The sequence below is a fragment of the Carnobacterium sp. TMP28 genome, from assembly GCF_047553015.1.
Classification (GTDB): Bacteria; Bacillota; Bacilli; order Lactobacillales; family Carnobacteriaceae; genus Carnobacterium_A.
The window spans coordinates 326,884-340,080 of the sequence record NZ_CP180212.1; the positions used below are offsets into that span (position 1 = coordinate 326,884).

The window sequence follows — 13,197 nt, forward strand, 5'->3', positions numbered from 1 at the left end:
CGTTCGTTATTAACTAGATAAAGAGTAGTGAAAGGATGAATAAAAATGAAAAAAATGACAAAATCAAAAAATGATCGAGTAATCAGCGGTGTTCTAGGTGGAATTGCAGAGTACTTTGATTTTGATCCAAGTTTCTTACGCGTTATTTATGCTATTGCGATTGTTTTTGGATTTGGTTCACCAATTATTTTATACATTATTTTAGCATTAGTTATACCAGAAGCTCCAGGTTCAGCAAAGTCTGACTGGCATCACTCATTTAATGAAAAAAAAAATGAGAGCAGACCACGTAAAGAAGCTGAAAAAGTAAGTGAAGAAAAGAAAGGATCCTCCGATGATTGGAGTGATTTTTAATGAAATATTGGCAACTCATCGTCATTAATGCGCTAACGTTTTTAGCTTTATCTGGCTTTTTTCCAAATACTTTTTATGTAGAAAATATTTGGATTGCGTTAGCAGCAAGTTTGGTTTTATCAGTATTGAATATAGCGGTTAAACCAATTTTGATTCTGTTATCTTTACCAATAACACTACTCACTTTAGGATTGTTTAGTATTATCATTAATGCAAGCATGTTAAGTCTGACTTCTTTCATTGTTGGTTCAGGATTTCAATTTGGAACGTTTGGAACAACGATACTAGTTGCGATTATTCTATCGTTTGTAAATACATTCATTACTAATAGAGTAAGAATGACTAGCTGGTAATGTAAACCAATTTCAACAGTATGCATCAGACGAATGAGTCGATGCATACTGTTTTTTTGTGAAGGAAGTAGCTGATTAACTAGTTTTAATCATTTGCTAGGAGTTTTGTGTGAAAAATGCGTGATTCTCTTTATTAGCCTAGTTTAAAATGGTAAAATAGAAAGCGGAAGCAACTTTTTTAGAAAATCAATTAGGGATAAATAATAGCAACCAGCAAAATGGAGCTTAGAGGAGAATAGAGTATGGCTAACAATGTAACAGTAAAAGAATTAGTAGACTCTCTAAAGTTAGTTGTACATAACGGAGAGGATTTTTTAACTAGAACTATTCAAACAACAGACCTTTCAAGACCGGGTCTAGAATTAACTGGATACTTTAATTATTATCCAAAAGAACGGCTACAATTATTTGGTAGAACAGAAATTTCATTTTCAGAACGAATGTCTAGTGATGAGCGTTTAATGGTTTTTCGTCGGATGTGTCAACCAGAAACACCTGCGTTTCTAGTTTCTCGCGATATGGCATTGCCCAAAGAATTGATTCAAGCTACGACTGAAAATGACATTCCATTATTATCAGCATCGTATGCAACAACTCGTTTGGCCAGTAATGTTACAAATTTTTTAGAAGAGCGATTAGCTGAACGTGAGTCTGTTCATGGTGTACTAATCGATATTTATGGGATGGGTGTCATTATTACTGGTGACAGCGGTGTTGGGAAAAGTGAAACAGCTTTAGAACTGATTCAACGAGGCCACCGTTTAGTAGCTGACGATAGAGTTGAACTTCACGTTGTCGGCGAAAATCGTTTAATCGGTGAGCCACCTGAAATTCTACGTAACTTACTTGAGATTCGTGGAGTAGGAATCATCGATGTGGCGAGTTTATTTGGAGTAGGATCTATTCGCTTAAGTAAGGTGGTTAATTTAATTGTTAATTTGGAACTATGGGACAAGAATACAAAATTTGATCGTTTAGGATCAGCTGATGGAAAAAGAAGGATTCAAAACGTAGACGTGCCTTTAATTTCTATTCCAGTTAAAACAGGAAGAAATCTATCTGTTATCATTGAAGCAGCCGCAATGAACCACAGAGCCAAGCAAATGGGCCATAATGCAACAGAGACATTTGAAAGAAATCTTGAAAAGTTAATAAAAACAAATTCTGAAGAAGCTTAAAAAAGGAGATTAAAAGATGAGTTTTTTATTTAGTGCAATTAATCCGATTGCATTTTCACTAGGGCCACTTGAGGTTCACTGGTATGGCGTTATTATTGCCTCTGCTATTTTTGTAGCAATTTTTTTAAGTACTCGTGAAGCAAAAAAACGTGGGATTGAAGGAGATCATATCATTGATATGGCGCTATGGGCATTGCCAATAGCATTTATTGGAGCACGTTTGTACTACGTCATCTTTAAATTAGATTATTACTTGCAAAACCCTGGTGAAATTATAGCTATTTGGAACGGCGGAATAGCTATTTATGGGGGGTTGATTGCAGGAGGCTTAACGATTTATTGGTATACTAAAAAGCACGGTATTCCTATCTGGTTGATGTTAGATGTGCTCGTGCCGAACGTCTTACTAGCGCAAGCGATTGGACGTTGGGGAAACTTTATTAACCAAGAAGCACATGGTGGAGAAGTAACGAGAAGTTTTCTAGAAAATCTTTACTTACCTGATTTTATTATCAATCAAATGAACATTAATGGAACATATTATCAACCAACGTTTCTTTACGAGTCCTTATGGAGTCTAGCTGGATTTATAGTCATTGTTTTAGTGCGAAATCGCAAGTCTTTGTTGCGTCGTGGTGAAGTAGCACTATCCTATGTTTTATGGTATTCATTGGGCCGTTTCTTTATCGAAGGGCTACGAACAGATAGTCTAATGTTGGTGGACTGGTTACGCGTATCTCAAGCTTTATCCCTTGTTTTGTTTGTAGGGGCATTGATTATCTGGATTCTGAGAAGAAGAGATTATCCACCAGTACCTTATTACTTAGATGGATTGAGTAAAAACGAAGAAAAAGAACAAACAAAACTAACCTAAAAAGCTATGTGACCTTTCAATTTTTTTAAAAGATAAGTAGATGAAAATAGGACTAAGGAGTGATGAAAGAGCATGTTGACTAAAATTGCACTATTAGGTGCTGGTTCATGGGGCACGGCTTTATCAATGGTTCTTGAAGAAAACGGTCATGAAGTTCGTTTGTGGAGCCATAGCCAAGAGCAAGTTGATGAAATCAATCAATTCCATACAAATAAAGATTATTTACCAGAAGCTATTCTTTCAAAAAAGATAAAAGCTTTTACTGACTTAACAGAAGTATTGGATTCAGTTGACGCTGTTTTGTTTGTTGTTCCAACGAAAGCCATTCGTGATGTAGCTAAGAAAGTAGAGGCTAGTTTGAAAAAGCCAGTTGTAGTCATTCACGCAAGTAAAGGATTAGAACAAGAAACACATAAGCGCATTTCTATTATTTTAGAAGAAGAAATTTCCGCAGCGAAACGCAAAGCCGTTGTTGTTTTATCAGGACCTAGTCATGCGGAAGAAGTAGCAGTTAAAGACTTAACGACAATCACTGCAGCATCGTCTGATTTAGAATCTGCTACATTTGTGCAACAATTATTCATGAATGATTATTTTAGAGTTTATACAAACAAAGACATCATTGGAGTAGAACTTGGAGCAGCATTAAAGAATATTATTGCACTTGGAGCAGGAGCTCTTCATGGTTTAGGTTACGGAGATAACGCTAAAGCAGCTTTAATGACTAGGGGGCTAGCAGAAATTAGTCGCTTAGGAGTTGCTTTTGGAGCGGATCCTTTAACGTTTATTGGACTTAGTGGAGTTGGGGACTTGATTGTGACGTGTACAAGTGTGCATTCACGAAACTGGCAAGCCGGTAATTTTTTAGGAAAAGGTATGACAGTAACAGAAACGTTAGCACATATGGATATGGTTGCTGAAGGAATAACAACGACTAAAGCAGTCTACGAATTGGCAAAAGAAAGAAACATAGAAATGCCAATTACTGCAGCAATTTACGATGTGCTATACAATCAAGCGAATGTTAAAGAGGTTGTAGATTCCTTAATGAAACGTGACGGGAAATCTGAAAGCTAATAAAAACTACGTTGATTAAAAGTAAACTATTGGAGGAAAATAGACATGCAAAAAGTCCGTAAAGCCGTTATTCCAGCTGCAGGGTTAGGAACTCGTTTCTTACCTGCTACAAAAGCAATGGCTAAAGAAATGCTGCCAATCGTTGATAAACCAACGATTCAATTTATTGTAGAAGAAGCGATTAATTCAGGCATTGAAGATATTTTGATTGTAACAGGTAAAAGCAAACGTCCGATTGAAGATCATTTTGATTCAAACCCAGAATTGGAAGAAAATTTAAGAGCCAAAGATAAGCTAGCCCTTTTAGAACTAGTAGAAGAAACAACGGGGTTGAATCTATTTTTCGTCCGTCAATCTTATCCAAAAGGATTGGGTCATGCTGTTTTACAAGCAAAAGCCTTTATCGGAAATGAGCCATTTGTTGTTATGCTTGGAGATGACTTGATGGAAGATGAAGTACCACTAACTAAACAATTGATGAATGGGTACGATAAAACGCATGCTTCTCATATTGCAGTAATGAAAGTGCCTCATGAAGATACATCTAAATATGGTATTATTGATCCTGAAGGACAAGTAGATGAAACGACGTATAACGTACGAAGCTTTGTAGAAAAGCCAAAACCAGAAGATGCACCAAGTGACTTAGCGATCATTGGACGGTACCTGTTGACTCCTGAAATTTTTGATATTCTAGAAAATCAAGAACCAGGTGCAGGTGGAGAAATTCAATTAACAGATGCCATTGATACGCTAAATAAAACGCAGCGTGTTTTCGCACATGAGTTTAAAGGACAGCGTTTTGATGTTGGGGATAAATTTGGCTTCTTGAAAACAAGTATTCAATATGGCTTGAAACACAATGAAGTAAAAGACGCTTTGCGTGAGTACATTATTGAAATAGGTCAAAAACTTGAAGAAGAAGATAAAAAAGAAAAAGACAACAAATAGAGTGACAGCAATAATATTAGCGAGAAGTCGCTCACCTCAATAGGTGGTGCGATGGAACGCTTTTTTTATTGTCGTTAGCTACTCAAAATAAAGATTAGATAGGGATATGAAAGTAAGTGCCTATGTGCTATACTGGCTTATCAAATTAAAGTGCAATGAAGAGGAGGAAGCCAAATGTCAGAAACGGAAAATGAAAAAGCAATCATTATCCCATTTATTCCAACTAGTGACTTTTATTTTCAAAGAGGAATTAAAGCTTTCCAAAAAAACGATATGACAAAGGCTAAAGAGTACCTCTTACGTGCAAGTACGCTAAGTAAAACGGAGGAAGAAAGAGTTTTTGCTCTTTGCCAGTTAGCTATTTGTCATCAACAAACAGGTGAGTTTAGTGAATCAATGGAAATTCTAGAGGAATTAATTCAGAGTGATGGAGATATTTTTCCTGAAGCTTACTATTTCCAAGCCAATAACTATGCCTTTTTAGATGAGTTGGAAAAATCATTGGAATTAGTTATCCAGTATTTAGAACTGGAACCAGATGGTGATTTTACCGAGGAAGCAGAGTCATTGAAGCAAGTTATTGAAATTGAAATAAAAGACTATTAAAAATTAACTTCCATTTAGTAAGCAAATAGATGGAAGTTTTTTATTATACAGTGTAGAATGAAGGAATAAGTGATAAATTGACTGAATTTAAAGGAGATATACTATGGAAACAACAGAAAAAATATATGATGTAATTATTATAGGAGCTGGCCCCGGTGGTCTAACAGCAGCTTTATATGCTTCACGTTCAAACTTAAGCACATTGATGATAGAACGAGGAGTACCAGGTGGGCAAATGATGAATACCGCTGAAGTAGAAAATTACTCAGGATTTAGTAGTATTAAAGGACCTGAACTTTCTGAGAATATGTACCAAGGGGCTAAACGTTTTGGAGCAGAGCATATTTATGGCGATATCAAACAAATTATTGATGGCCGTGAATACAAAACAGTCATCTCAGGCAAAAAAGAATACAAAGCAAAAGCCATTGTGATTGCAACAGGTGCTGAACACCGTAAATTAGGAGCAGATGGCGAAGATCAATACAACGGACGAGGCGTTTCTTATTGCGCTGTTTGTGATGGTGCCTTTTTCAAAAACAAGCATTTAATGGTAATTGGTGGTGGCGATGCAGCCGTAGAAGAAGGAACATACTTGACTCAGTTTGCTGAAAAAGTAACCATTGTTCACCGACGTGATGAACTAAGAGCACAAAAAGTATTACAAGAACGTGCCTTTAAAAATGAAAAAATAGACTTTATCTGGAACGCAACGGTTGAGACTATTTTTGGTGATGACATGAAAGTGACTGGAGTAAAATTAAAAGATACGTTAACAGGTGAATTTAGCGATGCTCCTGCAGATGGTGTTTTCATTTATGTAGGTATTTTACCAAATTCTACTCAATTTAGAGATTTAGGTATTACAGATGAAGAAGGTTGGATTAAAACAAACGAGCGAATGGAAACAGCGATTCCTGGGATTTTCGCAATTGGTGATGTGCGTTTAACACCATTGCGCCAAATTGCAACGGCTGTTGGAGACGGTAGCTTAGCTGGAGACAATGTTTTCCATTATATCGAAAGACTTAATGAGTCTTTAGAAGCAGAAGCCGTAAAATAAGTTCTGTAAATACAGCAAGAGACTAGTGATTGTGCTAGTCTCTTGCTTTTTTTGCGGTGTAATTCTAATGAAAGAAAATAAGATAAATGGTATACTTAAAAAAAGAATAAGTTAAACGTTTTCTATCAAATAGTAAAGGATGATTAAATATGACTTGGGAACAAACCTATGAAATATGGGATAATTTTGAAGCGCTAGATGAAACATTAAAAGCTGAATTGCTTACTTTAAAAGGAGATAAGCACAAGCTAGAAGATGCTTTTTATGCTCCCTTAGAATTTGGTACTGCTGGAATGCGTGGGATAATTGGTGTTGGAATCAACCGAATGAATCCTTACACAATTCGTCAAGCAACAGAAGGTTTAGCATTGTTTATGGATAGCTTGGGAGAAGACAGTAAAAAGCGTGGTGTCGCGATTGCTTATGATTCAAGACACCAGTCTCCAGAATTCGCTATGGAAGCTGCAAAAACATTAGGCGCTCATAATATTCCTTCATTTGTTTTTGAAAGTTTACGTCCTACGCCAGAATTATCATTTGCTGTTCGTCAGTTAAATGCTTATGCTGGAATCATGATTACAGCCAGTCACAATCCAGCAGCTTATAATGGATACAAAGTATACGGCGAAGACGGCGGGCAAATGCCTCCAAAAGAAGCGGATGCTTTAACTTCATATGTAAGGAATGTTGAAAATAGTTTAACGGTCGACGTCATTTCAGAAGAAGAACTTAAAGCTAAAGGATTATTAACTAGTTTAGGTGAAGAGATGGATCAACTTTATCTTGAACAGGTCAAGTCGGTTACGATTGATTCTAAATTGATTGAGCGAATGAGTGACAAGATGAAACTTGTCTTTACACCTTTACACGGTACTGGTCAGATGTTGGGCGAGCGTGCATTAGCTAATGCAGGATTTAAAGGCATCACTGTTGTTCCAGAACAAGCGGTTGCAGATCCAGATTTTTCTACGGTGAAATCACCGAACCCTGAAGATCCAGCAGCATTTGAATACGCTCTTCGCTTAGGAAAAGAAATTGATGCGGACCTTTTAGTTGCGACGGATCCAGATGCTGACCGTTTAGGAATAGCTGTTAAAACAACAGTTGGCAATTATGAAGTACTAACAGGTAATCAAATTGCTAGTTTAATGCTTCATTATTTATTAACAACGCAAAGACAAAAAGGAACCTTACCTGAGAATGGAGTCGTTTTAAAATCAATTGTATCTAGTGAATTGCCAACAGTGATTGCAGAACAATTTGGAGTAAAAATGGTTGATGTTTTAACGGGTTTTAAATTCATCGCAGAGAAAATTAAACAATATGAAACAGATAATAGTCAAACATTCTTATTTGGTTTTGAAGAAAGTTATGGTTACTTAGTGAAATCATTTGTTCGTGATAAAGACGCTATTCAAGCGCTTGTTCTAATTGCTGAAGTTGCCGCTTTTTATAAAGAACAAGACAAAACACTTTATGACGGTCTTCAAGATATTTACCACCAATTTGGTCACTATCAAGAGAAAACAATCTCTATGACGATGGATGGCATTGAAGGTGCTGAGAAAATAAAAGCTTTAATTGCTAAGTTTAGAAAAGAAACACCAAGAGAATTTGCTGGAATCGGTGTAGAATATGCTGAAGATTTTGAAACGAGAGAACGTCTCTATAGCGATGGTACAAAAGAAACCATCGCTATGCCTTCATCTAACGTCTTGAAATACAAAATGGTGGATGGCAGTTGGATAGCTATTCGACCATCAGGTACAGAACCAAAAATAAAATTCTATATTGGATCTTTTGCGACATCTGCTAGTGAAGTAAAAAGAAAGCTAGAAGACTTTGAAGCCACCATTGCCATTGTAGTAAAAGATTAATTTTATGAAAGCCATAATGAGCCTAGGTGCTTATTATGGCTTTTGGCTATGAGTAAAGGATCAAAAATAAACTTAGCTATACATGACACACCCGGAATGTTATAATGACAGAAGTGCTCACAGAATGAGAACACAAAGGAGAATGCCAAAAATGGTAGAAAATTTAGAATTAGTTATTATTACAGGTATGAGTGGTGCAGGTAAGACAGTAGCCATGCAGAGCTTTGAAGACATGGGTTATTTTTGTGTAGATAATATGCCTCCAAGTTTGTTGCCTAAATTTTGGGAATTAGTAAGAGAATCTGGAAAATTAACTAAAATTGCATTGGTGATTGATTTACGCTCACGTGCATTTTTTGATGAAATTATTACTGCGTTGGAAGGAATGGATAATACAACTTTCATCACGACAAAAATTTTATTTTTAGAAGCAGATGACGAAGAACTTGTTTCTCGTTATAAAGAAACAAGAAGAACACATCCTTTAGCTATGAATGACCGAGTAATAGAAGGTATCAAAAAAGAGCGCGAATTGCTTAATGAAATTAAAGGACGTGCTCAAAAGGTCATCAATACGAGTCATTTGACGCCACGTAAATTAAGAGAAGAAATCCAAACAACATTTAATGAAAGAGCTGGAGCAGATTTATTCCGGATTGAGTTGGTTTCATTTGGTTTTAAATATGGTCTACCTATCGATGCAGATGTAGTCATGGATGTTCGTTTTTTACCAAACCCTCATTATATAGATAGTCTAAGACCGTTGACAGGTGTGGACAAGCCTGTATATGAATACGTTATGAAACAGCCTGAAACGGAAGTTTTCTATCGTAAATTTACTGAATTGTTAGACGTTATTTTACCTGGTTATAAAAAAGAAGGGAAAAACAACGTTACGATTGCTATTGGATGTACTGGTGGAAAGCACCGTTCAGTAGCTCTTACGGAAAGAATTGGACAAAAAATCACAACAGATGGGTATCCGGTTCACATTACTCATCGTGATAAGGAAAAAATTAAAGAAACGGTTAACCGATCATGATAAATGAAAGAAAAGTCAGAAAACCTAAAATAGTTGTAATAGGTGGCGGAACCGGGTTACCTGTTATTTTACAAGGGTTAAAAGCAAAACAAGCAGATGTTACAGCCATTGTGACTGTTGCTGACGATGGTGGCAGTAGTGGTTCGTTGCGCCATTATGCAAATGTTGTTCCTCCAGGAGATATTAGAAATGTCTTGCTCTCGCTTTCTAATATGCCTGAACAGCACAAAGATATCTTTCAATACCGATTCGATACAAAAGATAATTTTTTAGCAGGTCATTCTATTGGGAATCTAATTATTGCTGCTATGGCAGAAATGCAAGGCAATATTTTTGAAGCGATTCAGACTTTAGCAGAAATGATGGGTGTTGATGGACATGTTTATCCTGCAGCAGAAGAGCCTTTACTTTTGCATGCCATTTTTGAAGATGGATCAAAGATTGTTGGAGAATCTAAAATTGTAAAAGCGAGTAAAAAAATTGAAAGAGTTTATATTACAGCAAATGATGACAATCATGAAGTAAAAGCTTCTCGAGAAGTTTTAAAAGCCATTCATGAAGCAGATATGGTTGTATTAGGACCGGGTAGCTTATTTACAAGTATTTTGCCTAATTTAATGATTGGGGACTTGGGGCAAGCTGTAGTGGATACGAAAGCTGAAGTGGTTTATATTTGTAACATCATGACTCAGTTAGGCGAAACAGAAAACTTTACAGACTCAGATCATGTCGATGTCTTGCATAAACATTTAGGGAAAAGATTCATAGATACGGTGTTGGTTAATACGGAACACGTTCCTAAAGATTATGTGAATTATACAAAATACGAAGAGTACTTAGTACAAGTTTCACATAATTTTACAGGCTTATCGAAAGAAGTCCCACGTGTTATTTCAGATAATTTCCTTTTGTTTAGAGATGAAGGAGTTTTTCATGATGGAGACAAAGTGGTAGAAGAATTATTCCGATTAGCTTATGAAACAAATCGTATTCGCTATGCCAAAGCCTAACGAATGAGCAAGGAAAGGTAAAGGAGGTGGACATAAGTGTCTTATGCTTCGGAAGTCAAAAAAGAACTTACCCAATTAGAAGTTCATCGAGAACACGCTAGAGCAGAATTAGCAGCATTAATTCGAATGAACGGAACGGTTAGTTTAGTAAATAAAAAATTTGTACTAAATATTCAAACAGAAAATGCAGCAATTGCAAGAAGAATTTATATCCTGCTAAAGGATCATTTTTCTGTTGAAAGTGAATTGTTGGTTCGACGGAAAATGAAATTAAAGAAAAACAATGTCTACGTTGTACGATTAAAAAGAGGGACACAAACCGTTTTATCTGATTTATCGATTATGGACGGGATGATTATACACAGTCATGTTCCAGAAGAGATTATGACGAACTCTCAAAAAATGCGTTCTTATTTGAGAGGTTCCTTTTTAGCTGGAGGCTCGGTCAACAATCCAGAGACTAGTCGGTACCATTTGGAAATCTATTCTAATTATACTGAGCACAATGATGATATCTGTCAGATGATGAATTATTTTGATATGAATGCTCGAACATTAGAAAGACGCAATGGGTTCATTACTTATTTAAAAGAGGGAGAAAAAATTGCTGATTTTTTAGCACTCATAGGTGCGACGAGTGGGATGTTGAAATTTGAAGATGTGCGTATCGTGCGAGATATGCGAAATTCTGTTAATCGTTTAGTGAATTGTGAGAATGCGAACTTAAATAAAGTAATTGACGCAGCTACTAAACAAATAGAAAGCATTAAGTTCATTGATGATGTAATGGGACTAGATAAATTACCAGATAAATTACAAGAGATTGCTTTAGCAAGACTTCAATCTCCTGAAGTTTCTTTAAAAGAACTAGGAGAGATGATTCCTAGTGGTCAAATCAGTAAATCAGGGATTAATCACCGTTTACGTAGAATAAATGAACTAGCAGAAAAATTAAGAAACCAACCTACTGTAAATCATTAAGATTGATTTCAAATGTTAAAGAACAAAAAAATCCCCACAAACTGTGCAGCGATACTCAGTTTGTGAGGATTTTTCTGTAGTTTCAAGAAAAGTTGTTACTCTTCAAAACGTTTGCGTTTGAGAGAGGTTGGGATCAAAAGAGCTTCGCGGTACTTAGCAACGGTTCTGCGTGATATTTCGACTCCGTCTTTTGCTAATAACTCTGCTAGCTTTTGATCAGATAAAGGCTTTTGCTTATTCTCAGACTCAATAAAATAGGTTAATTTCTTTTTAACTTCATTTGTAGAAACCAATTCAGATGATTGAGAGGCTGAGTCTTCTGATGCTAGGACATTTAAGGCATTTGTAAAAAAGTGTTTTAATTCAAAAATTCCGAAAGTTGTTTCTAAATATTTGTCATTAATCGAACGACTAACCGTGGACTCATGTACCTCGAGTTCAGTTGCTATATCTTTTAATGTTAAAGGTTGAATAGGATGATCAGGTAAAATAAAGAATCCTTTTTGTTTTTTTACGATAGCTGTTCCGACACGTAAAATCGTATCGCCTCTTTGTGTCAGACTGCGTTGGAGCCATTCGTACTCAGCTTGCTTTTCTTTAATAAAATGAGTGACATCTTTATCCTTTACTTGCATCATATCCTCGTAATAAGAGGACTGAAATGCAATAATAGGCAATCCAGACTTAATAGAAATGACTTTTAGTTCTTTAGAATCTATTTCAACAAATAAATCTGGTTTGAGAAATTGCTCTTTTTCTCCATTAAATAATGCACCTGGATAAGGGGTTAGTGTTTGAATAAAATCAAAGATACGTTGTATTTCATTTAATGAGATATCTAATTTTCTAGTAATTTCTTTCCACTTACGAGTTGTAAGAAGATCGAATTCTTCTTCTAAAATAATATAAGCCATATTAGGTGCATCTTCGTGACGTTCTGTTTGAAGCATTAAGCATTCTTGTAAATTTCTAGCCCCAACGCCACTTGGTTCTAGCTGTTGGAGTAAAACAAGTGCATCAAGAATTTGAAGTGGCTGCGCTTTTGTTAATTGTTCAGCTTCTTCTAGTGTAATCGTTAAATAGCCATTGGTATCTAAGTATTCACTTAGCCAGATGACCAGTTCTCTTAAACGAGTATCACGCATAGTTAAATGGATTTGTTCAGAAATATATTCAAATAAAGACAAGTAAGTGTCTGGAATTTGATTCATATAATTGGTTTCATCATCTTCTGGATTATAAGTAAGGGTTGTTGGAAAGTTTTCAATTAGTCGCTCTTGTGGGACACTTACTTCAATTAAGGGGTTTCCTAAAGCCTTCTGGTTTAAGAAACTCAGTAAATCTTCTTGATTGTATTGCAACATTTGGATAGACTGTTGGAGTTGGTGGGTCATGGCCATTTTTTGAACTTGATTTTGTTGTTGAGAAAAAGATTGTTCAATATTCATGTAGCGGCCTCCTTTGATAAAATGATAGGTACACTAGCATTGTAACACAAAGAATGAGCGTATTTTCTATCTAACCCTAGAGTTTGAAAAAGTATAGGTTAGTTAAAGCCCTTGTTTTTTTATGAAATATCAGCTAAAATGAATGAGCTAGGAATGGTTCAATTGTCTCCTTGGTGTAATGGATAGCACGTAAGATTCCGGTTCTTGAGATGAGGGTTCGATTCCCCCAGGAGGCATTAGTAAGATAACTAAACGCTTATTTAACAGATAAGGAAAGTAATGTTATAAAAACATCCACTATCGGAGGCTTTCATCTTCTAAGATAGTAGATGCTTTTTTATTTTATTGTTCTAAAAAATGAAACTAGTTCTAAAAAAATAGAC

The 13,197-nt window shown here is 35.8% G+C and carries 13 protein-coding genes and 1 tRNA gene; 13 read left to right on the top strand and 1 reads right to left on the bottom strand.

Annotated features, from left to right (window positions below; translation table 11 throughout):
* The first annotated feature begins 45 nt into the window (after window positions 1-45).
* The 12 genes from ACMHYH_RS01640 to whiA all read left to right on the top strand — a co-directional run bounded on the left by ACMHYH_RS01640 (window position 46) and on the right by whiA (window position 11,366).
* Complete coding sequence (locus ACMHYH_RS01640) at window positions 46-354, top strand: PspC domain-containing protein (RefSeq protein WP_414839664.1); 309 nt, start codon at window positions 46-48, stop codon at window positions 352-354.
* Window positions 354-707 carry a phage holin family protein gene (locus ACMHYH_RS01645; RefSeq protein WP_414839665.1) on the top strand — a complete coding sequence of 118 codons (354 nt, stop codon included), beginning with the start codon at window positions 354-356 and terminating at the stop codon, window positions 705-707. Before ACMHYH_RS01640 ends, ACMHYH_RS01645 begins: the two co-directional genes overlap by 1 nt.
* A 242-nt stretch (window positions 708-949) precedes the next feature.
* Window positions 950-1,885 carry an HPr(Ser) kinase/phosphatase gene (gene hprK, locus ACMHYH_RS01650; protein WP_414839666.1) on the top strand — a complete coding sequence of 312 codons (936 nt, stop codon included), beginning with the start codon at window positions 950-952 and terminating at the stop codon, window positions 1,883-1,885.
* 16 nt (window positions 1,886-1,901) lie between these two features.
* Window positions 1,902-2,759 (top strand): prolipoprotein diacylglyceryl transferase, encoded by an 858-nt coding sequence (gene lgt, locus ACMHYH_RS01655; protein WP_414839667.1) that lies wholly within the window; start codon window positions 1,902-1,904, stop codon window positions 2,757-2,759.
* Between the two features lie 72 nt (window positions 2,760-2,831).
* Window positions 2,832-3,836 (top strand): NAD(P)H-dependent glycerol-3-phosphate dehydrogenase, encoded by a 1,005-nt coding sequence (locus ACMHYH_RS01660; RefSeq protein ID WP_414839668.1) that lies wholly within the window; start codon window positions 2,832-2,834, stop codon window positions 3,834-3,836.
* 45 nt (window positions 3,837-3,881) lie between these two features.
* Entirely contained in the window at window positions 3,882-4,787 is a 906-nt protein-coding gene (gene galU / locus ACMHYH_RS01665) for a UTP--glucose-1-phosphate uridylyltransferase GalU (protein WP_414839669.1), read from the top strand.
* Window positions 4,788-4,961: 174 nt separating this feature from the next.
* The gene (locus ACMHYH_RS01670) at window positions 4,962-5,393 is read left to right on the top strand and encodes a tetratricopeptide repeat protein (RefSeq protein WP_414839670.1); all 432 of its coding nucleotides are present in this window, start codon (window positions 4,962-4,964) and stop codon (window positions 5,391-5,393) included.
* A 103-nt stretch (window positions 5,394-5,496) separates the two neighbouring features.
* Complete coding sequence (gene trxB / locus ACMHYH_RS01675; protein ID WP_414839671.1) at window positions 5,497-6,456, top strand: thioredoxin-disulfide reductase; 960 nt, start codon at window positions 5,497-5,499, stop codon at window positions 6,454-6,456.
* A gap of 149 nt (window positions 6,457-6,605) precedes the next feature.
* Entirely contained in the window at window positions 6,606-8,333 is a 1,728-nt protein-coding gene (locus ACMHYH_RS01680) for a phospho-sugar mutase (protein ID WP_414839672.1), read from the top strand.
* Window positions 8,334-8,484: 151 nt separating this feature from the next.
* Window positions 8,485-9,375: an RNase adapter RapZ gene (rapZ, locus tag ACMHYH_RS01685; RefSeq protein WP_414839673.1), complete on the top strand. Its 891-nt coding sequence runs from the start codon at window positions 8,485-8,487 to the stop codon at window positions 9,373-9,375.
* A complete protein-coding gene (locus tag ACMHYH_RS01690) occupies window positions 9,372-10,385 on the top strand; it encodes a gluconeogenesis factor YvcK family protein (RefSeq protein WP_414839674.1) in 1,014 nt (337 codons plus the stop codon). The genes rapZ and ACMHYH_RS01690 overlap by 4 nt, the downstream gene beginning before the upstream one ends.
* 36 nt (window positions 10,386-10,421) lie before the next feature.
* Window positions 10,422-11,366, top strand: a complete 945-nt coding sequence (gene whiA / locus ACMHYH_RS01695) for a DNA-binding protein WhiA (protein ID WP_414839675.1) — start codon at window positions 10,422-10,424, stop codon at window positions 11,364-11,366.
* A gap of 95 nt (window positions 11,367-11,461) precedes the next feature.
* Here the strand turns inward: whiA and rpoN are convergent, their stop codons facing one another.
* The gene (gene rpoN / locus ACMHYH_RS01700) at window positions 11,462-12,814 is read right to left on the bottom strand and encodes an RNA polymerase factor sigma-54 (RefSeq protein WP_414839676.1); all 1,353 of its coding nucleotides are present in this window, start codon (window positions 12,812-12,814) and stop codon (window positions 11,462-11,464) included.
* 164 nt (window positions 12,815-12,978) lie between these two features.
* Here rpoN and ACMHYH_RS01705 point away from each other — a divergent pair.
* A tRNA-Arg gene (locus tag ACMHYH_RS01705) sits at window positions 12,979-13,050 on the top strand.
* Window positions 13,051-13,197 lie beyond the last annotated feature (147 nt).